Annotated in this window: 6 protein-coding genes; all 6 read left to right on the top strand. The window is 64.9% G+C overall.

Annotated features, from left to right (window positions below; translation table 11 throughout):
- Positions 1-257 precede the first annotated feature (257 nt).
- The 6 genes from ACMGF8_RS24125 (at position 258) to ACMGF8_RS24100 (ending at position 16,236) form a co-directional block, all read left to right on the top strand.
- Entirely contained in the window at positions 258-11,324 is an 11,067-nt protein-coding gene (locus ACMGF8_RS24125) for a DUF637 domain-containing protein (protein WP_416757432.1), read from the top strand.
- 14 nt (positions 11,325-11,338) lie between these two features.
- The gene (locus tag ACMGF8_RS24120) at positions 11,339-11,689 is read left to right on the top strand and encodes a DUF3969 family protein (RefSeq protein ID WP_102864857.1); all 351 of its coding nucleotides are present in this window, start codon (positions 11,339-11,341) and stop codon (positions 11,687-11,689) included.
- Positions 11,690-11,776: 87 nt separating this feature from the next.
- A complete protein-coding gene (locus tag ACMGF8_RS24115) occupies positions 11,777-11,905 on the top strand; it encodes a hypothetical protein (RefSeq protein ID WP_258009287.1) in 129 nt (42 codons plus the stop codon).
- A 445-nt stretch (positions 11,906-12,350) separates the two neighbouring features.
- Entirely contained in the window at positions 12,351-12,899 is a 549-nt protein-coding gene (locus tag ACMGF8_RS24110; RefSeq protein ID WP_102864858.1) for a fimbrial protein, read from the top strand.
- A gap of 78 nt (positions 12,900-12,977) precedes the next feature.
- Complete coding sequence (locus ACMGF8_RS24105; protein ID WP_416757429.1) at positions 12,978-13,709, top strand: molecular chaperone; 732 nt, start codon at positions 12,978-12,980, stop codon at positions 13,707-13,709.
- A 109-nt stretch (positions 13,710-13,818) separates the two neighbouring features.
- Positions 13,819-16,236 carry a fimbria/pilus outer membrane usher protein gene (locus tag ACMGF8_RS24100; protein ID WP_416757427.1) on the top strand — a complete coding sequence of 806 codons (2,418 nt, stop codon included), beginning with the start codon at positions 13,819-13,821 and terminating at the stop codon, positions 16,234-16,236.
- The last annotated feature ends 73 nt before the right edge of the window (positions 16,237-16,309 follow it).

Here is a 16,309-nt window from a genome sequence, read left to right as displayed (position 1 = left end):
GCGGTCCGGGAAAAGGGGGGGCGAGGCGGTAGCGGGGTGAATGAAAGATTGACGCCAGAATAGTGGCTATTTAGTATTTTGCCATCAAATTGATATCACTTTTGCTGATGTTCTGTTTCTTTTGACCCGCTTTTCTCTGCTGCGGATCGATGGATTACCAGTTCGATCTTGCCTCGCGAAATCAATTATCGCTCGCCGTGGGCCTTCGGGATGAAGGCCTTTGGGGTTTTTTGCTCCTGCATTGTTGAGAGACTGACATGGACGTTCGCCAACTCGCCTTTATGGCCCGCCAGCCTTCGGCTGCCCTGCAATCGCGTGACTCTTTCTGCGGCTTTTCCAAGCGCAGCCTGGCGTTCATTCTCGCCAACATGATGTTCTGGCAGCCGCTGGTGGTGATGGCCGACGGCATCGTGGTCAACGGCAGCGGCACCACACTGGGTCAGGCCGGCAATGGCGTGCCCATCGTCAACATTGCCGCCCCCAATGGCAGCGGTCTGTCCCATAACCAGTTCAGCGATTACAACGTCGGCCAGCAGGGGGTGATCCTCAACAACGCCACCAACCGTACCCAGTCCACCCAATTGGGGGGGATCATCCTCGGCAACCCCAACCTGGGTGGCCGCGCGGCCAATGTGATCCTCAACGAGGTCAACGGCGGCAGCCCCAGCCAGCTCAAGGGCTACACCGAAGTGGCTGGACAGTCGGCCCATGTCATCGTTGCCAACCCTTACGGGGTGAGCTGCAACGGCTGCGGCTTCATCAACACCCCGAAAGCCACCCTGACCACCGGCAAACCGGTGATCGAGAACGGCCAGCTCCAGCGTTACCAGGTGGATCAAGGCAGCGTCGCCATTGAAGGCGCGGGGCTCAACGCGAGCAATATCGACCAGTTCGAAATCATCACCCGCAGCGCGAAAATCAACGCCGAGATCCAGGCCCAGCACCTGGCGGTGATCGCCGGGGCCAACGATGTCGACGCCAAGACCTTGAACGCCACGGCCCGCACCGCTAACCCGGCGGATGCGCCGCAACTGGCGATCGACTCATCCGCCCTGGGCGGCATGTACGCCGGGGCCATCAAGCTGGTGGGCACCGAGGCCGGGGTCGGGGTCAAGCTCGACGGCAAGCTGATCGCCAGTGGCGGTGATATCCAACTGGATGCCAACGGCCAGTTGCGCATGGCCGACGCCACCGCCGAAAAGGGCGCGGTGGCGATCAAGGCCGGCAGCCTCGATGCCCAGGGCGCGGTCTACGCCGGCAGCGAGCTCAAGGTGCAGACTCGGGGCGACCTGAGCAGCCAGAAAACCCTCGCCGCCCGGGACCGCATCAGCCTCGACAGCGGTGGCCAGTTGAGCAACCAGGGCATCATCGAGGCCGGGGTCAATGCCGACAACAGCCGCAACCCCGACGCGGACATCACCCTCACCGCCCAGAATCTGGACAACCGCGGCAAGAGCATCGTCGCCAGCCGCGATCTGACGGTCACGACCAGGCAGACCCTGGACAATCGGGGCGGGACCTTGAGCGGGCAACGTCAGGTGACGCTCGGTGCCGGCACCCTGGACAACCAGAATCAGGGCCGGGTGCTCAGTAGCGATGCGTTGGTGCTGCAAGCCGGGCAACTGCTGAATCACAACGCCTTGGTCACCAGTGATGGCGAGCTCAAGGCCCATGTCGGCCACCTGGGCAATGACCATGGTGAGCTGAGCAGCCTGACCCAACTCACCCTGCAAGTGACCTCGCTGGACAACGTCGCCGGGCTGGTGATGGCGGGCGACACCCTGGACATCAGCGCCAGCGGGAAGATCAGCAACCAGGGCGGGGCCCTGGGGGCGGAGCAGCTGCTGAAGGTGCGCGCGGGGGACCTGGACAACAGCAAGGCCGGCAATCTGCGCAGCGAGGGGCGCCTCAGTGCCGAGGTCGCCGGGCGTCTCGACAATCAGGACAAGGGACTGATCCAGGCCACCGGAGTCGTTGAGGTACAGGCCGGGCATCTGGATAACCGCAAGGGCAGGGTTTCCGCCGGCGACACCTTGCAGGTCAGTGGCGAGACGGCGGACAACCGCGGCGGGGTGATGCGGGCGGACCAGGCCCTGAACCTGCTGAGCCGCGAGCTGGACAACCGGGACAAGGGCCGCCTGGAAAGCCAGGCCGCGGTGAGGGTAGAAGGTCGCCGGCTGGACAACAGCGGCGGCCTGCTCAGCGCCACCTCCGGCCTGGCGCTCAAGACCCGGGAAGTGCTCAACAACGGTGGCCGTATCGCCAGCAAGAGCGACCTGCAGGCCCAGGTCGACAGCCTGCGCCAGCAGGGCGGCGAACTGGTGGCCGAGGGCGACCTGCACCTCACAGGCCAGCACCTGGACAACCGCGACAAAGGCCTGGTGGCGTCCCTCAAGGCCCTGACCCTGGACGTCGCGGAAGTGGACAACCGTGGCGGTGCGCTGTCGGGCCGGGGCGAGCTGCAGATCAACGGCCAGGGGCTGAACAACAGCGACGGCGGCAAGGTCCTGGCCGATGATCGCCTGTTGCTCAAGGTGGCCCGGGTGATCAACCAGAACCAGGGGCTGCTGTTCAGCAAGCAGGGGCTGAATCTCAGCGGCAGTAGCCTGGACAACAGCGGCGGCCAGCTGGTGAGTCAGCAGCCCTTGCTGCTGACCCTGAGCGCAGCCCTGGACAACCAGCGAGGCCTGATCAGCGGCGAAGACCTGCTGACCCTCAAGGTGGGCAGCCTGGACAACCGGGGTGGCCGCCTGACCGGCGCCCAGGCCCTGAGCATCGACAGCCGCGGGGCGCTGCTCAACCAGGCTGGCGCCATCGTCGCCGAGCAAGGCCTGGCCCTGGACAGCACCAGCCTGAACAACAGCGGCAAGGGCGTGATCAGCGCCAAGGCCGACGCGCGCCTGAGCACCGGGGACTTCGACAACAGCCAGGGCGGCAGCTTCACCAGTGCCGGGCAGTTGACCCTGACCACCGCACAACTGACGAACCACCAGGGTCGGATCGGCAGCGATCAGGCACTGAGCGCCAGTGTCAGCGGTCTGGATCAGCAGGGCGGCGAGCTGTTCAGCAACGCTGACCTGACCCTGGACCTCAATCACGGACAGTTGAACAACCAGGGCGGCAACCTGCACACCCCCGGGCAACTGCTGTTGCGCAACCTCGATCAGGTGGACAACCGCGGTGGCGAGATCTCCGGGGCCAAGGCCTTCAGCCTGAACGCGCGGCAACTGGACAACAGTGGCGGCAAGGTCCTGAGCAACCAGGCGCTGACCCTGCGCATCGAACAGGCCCTGGTCAACGTCAAGGGCCTGATGGCGGCAGCGGCGCTGGACAGTCGCAGCACTCGACTGGACAACCGCGAGGGCGAGCTGCACAGCCGTGGCGACCTGCAGTTGCAGGTCACCGAGGCGGCCGACAACCAGGGCGGAGTGATCCTGGCCGACGCCCAACTGACTCTCAAGGCCGGCACCCTGGATAACCGCCAGCACGGCCTGCTGGGGGCGACCCGGCAGCTTGACCTGAACATCGGGCAACTGGACAACCGTGGCGGTGAGCTGTCCAGCCAGCAGATCGGCCTGGTCGGCGAGCGCCTGGACAACAGTGCTGCCGGGCGGGTACTGGCCAGCGGCGACCTGACGCTGACCGTGGCCCAGGTCATCAACCAGAGCCTGGGGCTGATTAGCGCGGACCAGGGCCTGAGCCTCAACGGCACGAGCCTGGACAACCAGGGCGGGGATCTGGTGGGGCGGCAGCGCCTGGACCTGGCGCTTGCCGGCGACCTCGACAACCATCAAGGCCGCATCAGCAGCGAAGGCGGCCTGGACATTCAGGTGCGCAACCTCGGCAATCGCCAGGGCAGTCTGTCCAGCGCGGGCGCCCTGCAGATCAGCGCCCGGGAGACCCTGGACAACCGCGGCGGCAAGCTGCTGAGCGACGCTGCGCTGACCCTGTCCAGCGCGCGCCTGGACAACCAGCAACAGGGCGTTATCAGCAGCAAGGCCAAGCTGGCACTGGACACTGGCGAACTGGACAACAGCCAGGGCGGCAACCTCAACAGCGGTGATGCACTGAACCTGACCGCGACCCAGGTCAACAACGACCAGGGCAGCATCGGCAGCGCCAAGGCCTTGCAGGCCTCGGTCAGTGGCCTGCAGCAGCAAGGCGGCAAGCTGTTCAGCAAGACTGCCCTGAGCCTGGACCTCAATCACGGCACGCTGAACAACCAGGGCGGCTTCATCAACGCCCCCGGTCCACTGGTGCTGAGCAACCTGGGCACGGTGAACAACCGCCAGGGTGAAATCTCCAGCGAGCAGGCCTTCGAGCTGGCGGCGCAAAGCCTGGACAACAGCGCCGGGCAACTGCTCAGCCATCAGGCGCTGACCCTGCGTATCGACGGCGCGCTGACCGCGCTCAAGGGCAAGATTGCCGCTGCCGCCCTGCAGATCGATGCCGGCAGCCTGGACAACAGCGGCTCGCTACTCAGCGACCACGACCTGGGCCTGAGGGTCGCCGGTGCGCTGCACAACCAGGGGCTGATCCAGTCCGCCGGGCACTTGCAACTCAGCGCCAAGGGCCTGGGCAATCAGGGCGGCAAGCTATTGGGTGGCACGGGATTGAGCATCGACCTGGGACCGCAGACCTCGGACCTGGACAACCGCCAGGGCCTGATCAACACCCAGGGCGTGCTGAGCATCGCCCACCTGCGGGACCTGCAGAACCGCGAAGGTGAAATCTCCAGCGCCCAGGGCTTCAACCTGGCCGGGCGCAACCTGGACAACAGCGCCGGCACGCTGATCAGCAACCAGCAGCTAGGGGTCGAGGCTGCGCAGCTGACCAACCAGCAGGGGCTGGTCTCCGGCTGGCAGGGGCTCAACCTCAGCGGTGGCAGCCTGGACAACCGCCAGCAGGGCACCCTGTCGAGCCTGCTGGGGGAGCTGAATATCGACCTCAGCGGTGCTTTGCTCAACAGTGCGCAAGGCGGGCTGGCCAGCCAGGGTCGGCTGACCCTCAAGGCCGCCAGCCTGGACAACAGCGACAAGGGCATCGTCACCAGCAAGGGCGAGCAGCAACTGACCCTCGGCAGTGGCGGTTTGAACAACGCCCGGGGCGGGCTGATTGAAAGCAGCGCCAGCCTCGACATCGGCGCCGGCGACCTGGACAACCAGGGCGGCCGTCTCAGCGCCGCGGGTGCCCTGAGCTTCACCGGCAACAGCCTGAACAACCAGGGTGGCAGCCTGCGCAGCGAAGGCGCGGTGACCCTCGACCTGCTGGGCGCCCTGGTCAATGCCCAGGGCCAGCTGGCCGCCAGTGGTCCGCTGCTGCTCAAGCGTTCGAGCCGGATCGACAACCAGGGCGGGCAACTGATCAGCCAGAACCTGATGACCCTGTTCAGCGCCAGCCTGGACAACAGCAACCGCGGCACCCTGGCCGCCAACGGTGCGCTGCAAGTCACCACCACTGGCCAATTGAGCAACCAGGGTGATGGCCTGATCTATAGCCGCGATGCCGGTTTGAGTCTCAATGCCGGCAGCCTGAACAATGCCCAGGGAGCGATCCAGAGCGCCAAGGCCCAGACCCTGGCCATGACCGGGGCCATCGACAACCAGGGCGGCAAGCTGATCGCCGAAGACGGCGACCTGCGTATCCAGGGCGCCAACCTGGACAGCCGCGGCGGGGTGCTGTCGAGCCTCAAGGGGCTGTTTGAGGCACGTGTCTTGGGGCAACTGAACAACCATGGCGGCCAGGTCGAGGCCCGGAGCCTGGACCTGCAGGCCCTGGCCGGGATCGATAACGGTGGCGGGCGCATGGCGGCCAAGGGCGGCGATCTGCTGCTCAACAGCGGTGGCGCGGGAGTGGATAACAGCAACGGCGGGCTGTACGCCAGCGGGCGGGTCAAGGCCAGTGGCCATTCGCTGAACAACAGTGTGGGGCAGATCAACGGCCAGCACATCGACCTGGACTTCAAGGGGCCAGTGAACAACCGTGGCGGCCTGATTGAAAGCCGCGAGAGCCTGGCCCTGCGAGGCGCCAGCCTCGACAACCAGGGCGGCAAGCTGCGGGCCCTGGCGACCGGGGGCAAGACCGAACTGCAGATCGGTGGCCAGTTCGACAACCGCAACGGCCTGCTGGAAACCGCCAACACCGACCTGACCCTGGCGGCGTCGGACTTCCTCAATCAGGGCGGCAGCCTGCTGCACCTGGGAGAAGGCAACTTCGATATCGCCACCGGTAATGTGATCAATGCTGGCGGCAGCCTGATCACCCGTGGCGGCCTGACCCTCACTGCCGACAGCTGGACCAACAGCAGCGTGATCCAGGCCGGACGCTTGAACCTCAACGTCAACCAATTCGCCCAGACCGCCAGCGGCCAGCTGCTGGCCAGCCAGCACTTGCAGGCCCGGGGCGGCAACTGGAGCAACGACGGGTTGCTGGCCAGCGATGGCAGCCTGGACCTGCAGATCGGCGGCACCTATTCCGGCAATGGCCGGGTGTCCAGCCTGGGTGACATGACCTTCGCTGCTGCCCAGGTGAACCTGGGCAGTGCCGGCAGCATCGCCGGCGGCGCTGATACCCGGGTCAACATCGGCGGGCAACTGAACAACGCCGGGCGCCTGACTTCCAACGCCACACTCACGGTGAATGCCGGCGGTGTGCTCAACACCGGCACCCTGGGCGGCGCCCAGGACCTGAGCCTGACCACCCCGACCCTGGTCAACGACCATGGATTTGTCTTCAGCGGCCAGAACGCCAGCCTCAACGTCAACACCCTGACCAACAGCTATGGCGAGTTCTACAGCCTGGGCGGCCTGACCGTGGCCGGCATGGCGGCCGGCACCTCGGCCCAAAGCCTGAAGAACATCTCCGGCAACATCCAGAGCGGTGGCGATATCAATATTGCTGCCCTGGATCTGGTCAACGATCGTGAAAAATACGAGGCCAGCCAGCAGATTACCGATGGCCGCATGACCATCCGCTGCGCCCAGCACTGTGGCGGCGGCGCCAGTTGGGTCCGGGGGCCGGTGTTTATCTACCGGACAGTGGAAGGGGTGGTGAGCAGCGACTCGCCGCAGTCGACCCTGAATGCGGGAGGCAACCTGACGGTCAACAGCAGCAGTTTCCTCAACCGCTACAGCACCGTGTCGGCAGGCAATGACCTGACCATCACCAGCGGCGCTATCACCAACCAGGCCTCCTTGGTGGCGTCCGGTTCTTCCGGCTATGAAGTTGGTGCCGGGGTCAAGATCAAGCGTGGGCTGTTCTTCCAGCTGGCCCGTGACGTGCAAGCCTATGATCGGGCGCACCCCCAGGGCAGTGCCTTCAACCAGCAGGATTTCGCGGCCCTGGTGGCCAAGTTCAACCCGGGGATCTTCTATGGTATCGACCGGCCGGTAGAGACCTCGACCCTGAGTTCTTCCTCCGCGCCGGCCATCATTCAGGCCGGTGGTAAGGCCCGGCTCACGGCGGCCAACGACATCAGCAGCATCAGCGTGATCAAGAGCGCCATTGCCGTGGGCGATCGCGCCCGGGACACCGGCGTGGGGGCGGCGAGCAAGCCGCTGATGGTGGTGCTCAACTCCCAGCTGCCGCCGGACCTGGCGCAGCAGCAGGTCAATCCCCTGAGCCTGCCGAACTTCAGCCTGCCTTCGGGGCAGAACGGGCTGTTTCGCTTGAGTGGCCAGGGGGGCACCGCGCAGCCTGCGGGCCCGGCGCACAGCTGGAACATGGGTGGCGCCAGCCTGGAACTGACCTCGCGTCAGGCCGGGCCGGAGCCGATCCGCCCTCGGGACCTGAGCAGTCAACCGCTGCCGCAGGTGGCCCTGGGCGCCCGTGAGCTGAATCTGCAGGATCACCAGGCCACCGGCGTCGATGGCCGCACCGCAGCGGTCCAGGTCAGCGCGACGGCGGCGGACTCGCCGCTGGGCGTGCTGCCCGTGGGCGGCACCGGCAACCAGAGCGTCAGCCGGGTCCAGGGCCTGCCGGACAGCAGCGTGCGCAGCAATCCCCACAAATACCTGATCGAAACCAACCCGCTGCTCACCGACCTCAAACAGTTCATGAGCTCCGATTATCTGCTGTCGAACCTCGGGTATGACCCGGACCAGAGTGCCAAGCGCCTGGGTGACGGCTTCTATGAGCAGCGGCTGATCCAGCAGGCGGTGACGGCGCGTACCGGCCAGCGGTTCCTCGATGGCCAGAACAGTGACGAGGGCATGTTCAAGTACCTGATGAACAACGCCATCGCCAGCAAGGATTCGCTCAACCTCGCGGTGGGCGTGACCCTGACCTCCCAGCAAGTGGCGGCCCTGACCCACGACATCGTCTGGCTCGAAGAGCAGGAGGTGAACGGCGAGAAGGTGCTGGTGCCGGTGCTGTACCTGGCCAACGCCAACAACCGCCTGGCGGCCAACGGCGCCCTGGTCCAGGGCCGGGACGTGACCCTGATTGCCGGTAAGGACCTGGTCAACTCCGGGACCTTGCGTGCCAGTGAGAACCTGAGTGCGACCACCGGCAACAACCTGGTCAATGGTGGCCTGATCGAGGCCGGCGAGCGCCTCAACCTGCTGGCCGGGGACAATCTGGTCAACCGCGCGGGCGGCATCATTGCCGGGCGCGATGTGACGGTCCGCGCCCTGGGCGGGGACGTGATCAACGAGCGCAGCATCAGCACGTTCCAGAGCAACCCTGGGAGCACCACTCAGCGCCTGGACTACGCCAACAGCGCGGCGCGGATCGAGGCCGGCAATAACCTGAGTGTGCAGGCGGGCCGCGACATCAATAACGTCGGCGGGGTGCTCAGCAGTGGTGCCGACATCGCCCTGGTGGCGGGGCGCGACGTCAACCTGACGTCGGCCCGGGAGCACGACAAAATCACCCGCGATCGTTACTTGAACGAAAGCGTCACTCAGCATGGTTCCAGCGTCAGTGCCGGGCGTGACATCGCAGTCAGCGCCGGACGCGACCTGACGGTAGTCGCCAGCCAGATCGAGGCCAAGCGGACCATCGCCATGGATGCCGTGGGGGACATGACCCTGGCCTCGGCCGCGGATGAGCAGCACAGCTACTCCAAGACCAAGAAGGTCACCCGCCAGGAAGATCATGAGCGTCAGGTCGGCACTTCTCTCACTGCCGGGGCCGATGTGGTCCTCAGTGCGGGCAAGGACCTGAGCCTGATCTCCAGTCGCATCAGCGCCGGCAACGAAGCCTACCTGGTGGCCGGTGACGACCTGGAACTGCTGGCCGCCCAGGACAGCGACTACTCGCTGTACGACATGAAGAAGAAGGGCAGTTGGGGGCGCAAGAAAGCGCGCCACGACGAGGTGACCCAGGTCACCCACGTTGGCAGCCAGATCAGCACTGGCGGCGACCTGACCCTCAAGAGCGGCGGCGACCAGAAGTACCAGGTGGCCAAGCTGGAAAGCGCCAAGGACCTGACCCTGGACAGTGGCGGCGCGATCACCTTCGAGGGGGTCAAGGACTTGCATGACGAGACCCATACCAAGAGCAAGAGCGATCTCTCCTGGTACTCGATGAAGGGCAAGGGCCGCACCGATGAAACCCTGCGCCAGAGCACCCTGGTGGCCCAGGGCAATCTGCTGATCAAGGCGGCCGATGGCATGCGCATCGATATCCGCCAGGTCGACCAGCAGACGGTCAGCCAGACCATCGATGCCATGGTTCAGGCCGATCCGGGCCTGGCGTGGATGAAGGACGCCCAGGCGCGTGGGGATATCGACTGGCGCCAGGTCAAGGAAATCCACGAAAGCTTCAAATACGACTCCTCGGGTCTCGGCGCGGGGGCCAAGCTGGTAGTCGCGATTCTGATGTCCCTGGCCATGGGCCCGGCGGGCCTTGGCCTGGCAGCGCCCCAGGCGGCGGTGGCCGGCAGCCTGGCCACCACCGGGGTCAGCAGCACCATCAGCAACAAGGGCAACCTGGGCTTGGCACTCAAGGAAACCTTCAGCGCCGACAGCCTGAAAAACGCCGCCATTGCCGGGTTCACCGCCGGTGCCTTCGAGTACGCCGATGCCAACTGGTTCGGCGGTGCGGACAGCGCCGGAGCGGGTACTGCAGTCCCGGGCACCGAGGGCAGCACGGCCTCGACCTTGCAGAATGCCAACCCGTCCAAGGACATCTTCCGCTGGAGCACGGCGGCCGACACCGTGACCCGCACCACGGGCCGGGCGCTGATCTCCAGCGGCATCTCCACGGCGATCGGGGGCGGCAGCTTTGGCGACAACTTTGGTGCGGCCTTGCTCGGCGAGGCGGGCAACGTGGCCATGGCGACGGGGTTCAACTGGGTCGGCGACAACGTCCGCTTCCCCAATGGCGGTCTCGAGAAGATCGTCGCCCACGCCCTGATGGGCGGTCTGCTGGCGGAAGCCACGGGCGGCGATTTCAAGACCGGCGCCGCGGCAGCCGGTTTGAACGAGGCCCTGATCAACCAACTGGCGAGCGTGGCCGACGGCAACAAGGACCTGCAGTTGGCGCTGTCACAATTGACCGGCCTGGTGGCAGCTGCGGCAGTGGGCAAGGACCTGGACAAAGGGGCGCAGATTGCCCAGATGGCCACGGCCTACAACTATCTGTTCCACGAGGAAATACTCGAGAAAGACCGCAAGCTGAGCGCCTGTACGACGAAAACCGAATGCGACGGCATTCGCGACTACTACCGCAATCTGGATGAGACCCGGAACAAGGAGTTTCCGCAGCTTTGCCAGCAGAACCCGACACTGTGCCAGGCGGTATTCGAGCGCCTCAGGTCCGAGGAAGGGACCAATCAGCAATGGATGAGCGACCTGCGCAAATCGGACCGGCCCGACCTGTTTGCTCAGTTGACCGATCTGTATCTTGTCATGGGCAACAATCAGGTCGCGCTCAATCGCTACATTGCCAACGCTCAGCGGGACAAGTATGGAACCCTGGGGGTGGTGGCTGCCGACTACATCCTCGAGGCCGCGGACCCCAGGTCAAAACTCTTCACCCCGGGCGGTGGCGCCAAGGGGCTGGCGGATGGGATCAAGCGCGGTATCGTTGGCGGCGGGGCCGGCCAGAACGGCGGCATCAAGCATGTCTATGATTCGCTGCGCAAAGCGCCGGAGTACCCCGTGGGCTTCAAGGAGCGCGCCGGAGGAACCACCCGCAATGCGGTCAAGAACGTGGAGGCGCTGGCTGACTTGCGCAAGGTGGAGCCCGGCAAGTGGAGCAAGGTGTACAAGGATGGTTTCGATAACGCGGGTGCACGGGTCTCGGTGCACTATTTCCAGAGTGAAAGTGGCAAGGTCTTCAACGTGAAGACCAAGAACGGTTGGAGTAATACCCGGTGAAGGAAATATCGTTGATGGTTGAAGCTCTGGGCTCTGAACAGGCCACCCGGCTGGTGTGCACGCTGGCGATTGGCTTGTTGACGTCGTTGCGCACCGAGGCCATCTCCCTGGAGGAGGCCGAGTGGATCCTGTTCACGCCGCGTACCGCAAGCATTTTGCAGGACAAGGGGCTATCGCCCGAGCTCTGTAATCTGATCATGGAGGCATGCGAACTGGAGGATGTGCAGAGCCTGAGGCCGGATCGCCTGGAGGCCAATGTGCAACAACTGGCCGAGCGTTTTGCATCGATCCTGCAAAGCGATCCCGGTTATGCCCACAGAGCCAGTGAAAAGATCCGTCGGGAAGACTTGTATGTCATCCGTTAGTCCTCGACCTGCTGAACTTCGTGTTGCTGCTTGCTCATCTGATCAGCAATCCGCGCTTGCTCGGCGAAGTCAGGGGAGGGGTAGCTGTTGCTGATGCCCGTGTTGGCGCCGCTAGTGACGCTGTTGCGGATCTTCCTGGCCGCCGCCATGACCTGCTGGCTGACCGCGCGTTTGTTCCTGCCGCAGCAGGGTCCTGGTCCCGCCGTGGCCAAGTGATTCACGTGCCCCCAGTTGCCGTTACAGGCAGCCGGGGGGGCGCGCCACGAAGTATCCAGCACTCGGATCGCCGCTGGAGATTGTCCTGGGCTCGGCCAAGGTCCGGCGTCTCAACCTGATCTGGCATCGCCAGCAACAGCTGGCGTCGGGGGCAGTGGTTGCACGGAAATATCAGCGCGATTGCCCCTGCGCTGCAGGTATGAAGAGCACAGGCTCGGCCCCGAAAAAAGCCACTGGTGCGGGCTTCTTAGTTGTTGCAGGCCCTTCGGGCCAAGGCTTTCGGGGGGCTCGAGGCCGAACGTCTTGATGGGCCTCCGGTTTGCAATCAAGAATCTTCTCGGTCACGCCCGAGAGCCGTCCTATCTCATTCACAAGTTAACGTTTGTAGGCTTTCCAGGCCTTGAGGAGCAAGGCAAACGTCAAACACGAGATAGGTATAAAACCCATGAAATTCATCAAGTCCGCACTGTCTGTCGCTGTGTGCTGTGTCGCTGCCCAGGCCATGGCGGCCGACGGCGAAATCAACTTCACCGGCTCGATTACTGCCAATACCTGTTCGGTGAGTGTCGGCGACCTCAACGGCGGTGCCGGCGTTAATGTTTCCCTGGGCAACGCGCCCGCCCTGTCACTGAAAAAGGCCGGCGATACCGCTGGCGCCGGTTCCTTTGCCCTGAGCATGACGGCACCGAAGGACGACAAGGATTGTGTGCTGACCGGCAAGACCGCCACCGTGCGCTTTCTCAGCATGAACGGTGCCGCCGGCCCCAACGGTGAGTGGCTGGCCCTGGAGGGCGCAGGCGGCGCTGGGGTGGCCAAGAACGTCGCGGTGCAGATTCGCGACGCCAAGGGCGTGGACGTGCAACTGGGCCGGGCCTCCAGCGAGTACGCGGACCTGACTCAACCGATGCGTTTCACCGCCAACTACATCGCCACCGGTGAAGCCACGCCGGGCACCGCCAACGCCAAGGCGTCCTTCAGCGTCGACTACAAGTAAGCGCGTTCCGGCCGGGGCTCCTGCCTGTGACTTGGGGGCCTCGGCATGCCCTGTTCCCTGCCTCAGGTTCTGATCGATATGACTACTTTCCCTCGCTTTCGCGGCGCGCTGCTGTGTGCGTCCCTGGCGCTGCTCTGGCCCGTCTCCCAGGCCAGCGCCGGCATCATGCTCAATGGCACGCGGATCATCCTCAACGCCGATGAACGCAGTGCCTCGACCATCGTCTCCAACCTCACCAGCAGCGATTACGCGGTGCAGACCTGGGTCAATGACGCCGCGGACAGCAAGGGCTCGCTCAGCCCGTTCATCGCCATGCCGGCGCTGTTCAAGGTGCGCGCGGGCGAGGAGCAGGTGGTACGGATCATCAAGACGCCCGGGCAACTGCCGGAGGATCAGGAGTCGGTGTTCTATTTCAATGCCCAGGAAATTCCCCTGCTGGAGCAAAAGCAGGAGAACACCCTGAAAGTGGCGGTGCGCACCCGGGTCAAGCTGTTCTATCGGCCCGGCCACTTGCCGGGCAGCGCTCAGGACGCGCCCGGCCAGTTGACCTGGAAACTCCTGGCGCAACCGTCGGGAACGGTGTTGCAGGTGACCAACCCGAGTGCCTATCACATCACTTTCATCGCTATCCGGGTGATGGATGGCGACACCCCGATCGAGCTGCAGGACGTCGACATGGTGGCCCCCAAGTCCACCCAGGACTTCCCTCTCAAGCGCCGGCTCAAGTCCGGCAGCGCCACGGTGGAATTCTCGATCATCAATGACTACGGGGGTTACAGCGATCCGTTGAAGTCCAGTGCGACATTCTGAGCCGATGACGTGCCTACGGAATGAAACCAGCGCATTCATGCAGAGGGTCAAGTTCGGGATGTGTGTGTGTTTGAAAAACTGGGTCGGTTGTTTAGCCGGATCGCTATTGTTGGCCGCGCTCAAGAACAGCGCAGTAGTCGCCGCAGAGTTCGATAGCGGATTCGTGGCGGATTTTGGCGGCAGCGGTGCGCTGAAAAGCGATCTCGAAGCCATGCTCCATGAGCAGGACGTGGGTCCGGGCCGCTACCTGGTGGAGATCAGTCTCAACCGTGATTATTTTGCCCAGCGCGACCTCAGCTTTGTCCCCGGCGACAAGGGCCTCAAGGCCTGCCTGCCGCAGGCACTACTGACGGAAATGGGAGTCAAGCTGCCTCCCTTGCAGGCCCCCGGCATCGATGAGCAATGCCTGGACTTGCCCGGGCTGGTGCAAGGCGCGAGCGTGAATTTCGACAGCCGCCAGCTCCGGCTGGACATCAGCGTGCCGCAGATAGCCATGAACCGCGATGCTCGGGGCTATGTGGCGTCCGAAGAGTGGGACAGCGGGGTCAATGCCGGCTTTCTCAACTATCAGTTCTCCGGATCCCAGAGCAGGAACCCGCAGCGCAACGCGGCCAACTATTACCTCTACCTCAATGGCGGTCTCAACCTCGGCGACTGGCGCCTGCGCTCCAGTTCGTCCTATCGCAAGGATGGCACCTGGGAGCGCGCCGCCAGCTATGTGCAACGCGACCTGCCGGGGACCCTGGGCAGCCTGACCCTGGGTGAAAGCGTGACCCCGGGAGACACCTTCCAGAGTGTGCCGTTTCGTGGCGTGCAACTGGCCAGCGACACGCAGATGCTGCCCGACTCGCTGCAGGGCTATGCGCCGGTGATCCATGGCGTGGCCCAGAGCCAGGCCCGGGTCGAGGTGCGTCAGCACGGCTATTCGCTGTACAGCACCTTCGTCTCCCCGGGGCCTTTCGAGATCCGCGACCTCAACGCCGCGTCCGGCAGTGGTGACCTGGAGGTGATCATCACCGAGGCCGATGGCAGCGAGCGGCGTTTCATCCAGCCTTACGCGACCCTGGGCAACCTGCTGCGCGACGGCACCTGGCGCTACAGCCTCAGCGCCGGCCAGTACCATGAGCCGGGCTCGCAGGTAGAGCAGCCGACCTTCACCCAGGCATCCCTGGCCTATGGCATGCCGCGGGACTACACCCTGTCCCTGGGCGGGTTGCTGGGGGAGGGCTATCGCGCCTATCAAGTCGGCGTGGGCAAGGGCCTGGGCACCTTCGGCGCTTTTTCCCTGGACGTGACCCAGGCCATGACCGACACCCCGCTGGGGTCGCTCAGTGGACAGAGTTATGGCCTGCGCTACGGCAAGGCGTTCGCCACCGGCACCAACCTGCGCTTTGCCGGCTATCGCTATTCGACCCCCGGTTACCGGGACTTCAGCGAGGCCGTGAGCCAGAGCACCTGGGACGGCGATCACGATGCGGACGGCCGCTATCGGCGGGTCAGCCGGCGCAGTCGGCTGGAGGCCAACCTTTCCCAGGCCTTTGCCGACAGCACGTCGTTGTACCTGAACCTGTCACAGCAGGATTACTGGAACTCGTCCCGGCAGCAACGTCAGGTGCAGTTCGGGGTCAGTGGCCAGGTGCAGCGGGTCAACCTGTCGCTGTACGCCAGCAAGAGCCTGAGCGACAGCGATGACCAGGGCGTGCAGGTGGGCCTGACCCTGAGTTTCCCGCTGGGTCGGCACAACGCCAGCGTCAGCCTGGAGCGCAATGCCGACGGCAGCCACGATCAGCGCCTGGGCCTGAGCGGCCTGGCGGGGGACTACCACAACCTCAACTACAACCTGGACATGCTGCGCAGCGAGCATTCGGCCAACACCGGCTCGGCCTCCGTCGGCTATCGCGCGCCCTGGGCCAACCTCAATGCCGGCCTGAGCAGCAGCAGCGCCTACAAGACCGCCAACGTCGGCCTCTCCGGCTCGGTGCTGGCCCATGCCGGTGGTGTGCAACTGGGGCAGAGCCTGGGCGATACCATGGCCCTGGTGGAGGTCAAGGACACCCCCAATGTGGGGGTCAACAATGCGCCGGGCACCTTTACCGATGCCAAGGGCTACAGCCTGGTGCCCTATGTGCAGCCGTACCGGCGCAACCGCATCAGCCTGGACACCAGCAAGCTGGACGCCAACACCGACATCGACAGCGGCGTGAGCACCGTGACCCCGCGGCGCGGTGCGGTGGTGCTGGCGCGCTTCAAGACCCGGCACACCGAGAAGGTGCTGGCCAGCGTGACCCTGCCCGGGGGCGCGGTGGTGCCGTTCGGCGCGGCGGTGCTGGATGCCGCGGGGCATAAGGTCAATGCCGTGGGCCCCATGGGCCAGGTGTTGCTGGCGGTGGGCGAGAGTCGCGACTTCCGCCTGGTCTGGGGGACCGCCGCCAGTCAGCAATGTGCCGTCACCCTGGACCTGCAACAGACCCGGGAACAGGAAGGCTTCAAGCTGGCGAACCTGCGTTGCGCGCCCTTGGGCCACTAGCGCCCGGTCCCGGCGTCAGACCCGGCCCGCAAGCTTCGGCTTGCGGGCTTTTGTTTGGCTCTGCACCCGGGCT

Source organism: Pseudomonas sp. BNK-7 (assembly GCF_048072025.1).
Lineage (GTDB): Bacteria > Pseudomonadota > Gammaproteobacteria > Pseudomonadales > Pseudomonadaceae > Aquipseudomonas > Aquipseudomonas danubii.
Note: the sequence above shows the minus strand (reverse complement) of the source record. Positions and strands in the feature narration are given on the sequence as shown.

Coding starts and splice junctions, on each gene's coding strand:
- ACMGF8_RS24125 (WP_416757432.1), top strand. CDS start 258: ATGGACGTTCGCCAACTCGCCTTTATGGCCCGCCAGCCTTCGGCTGCC.
- ACMGF8_RS24120 (WP_102864857.1), top strand. CDS start 11,339: ATGGTTGAAGCTCTGGGCTCTGAACAGGCCACCCGGCTGGTGTGCACG.
- ACMGF8_RS24110 (WP_102864858.1), top strand. CDS start 12,351: ATGAAATTCATCAAGTCCGCACTGTCTGTCGCTGTGTGCTGTGTCGCT.
- ACMGF8_RS24105 (WP_416757429.1), top strand. CDS start 12,978: ATGACTACTTTCCCTCGCTTTCGCGGCGCGCTGCTGTGTGCGTCCCTG.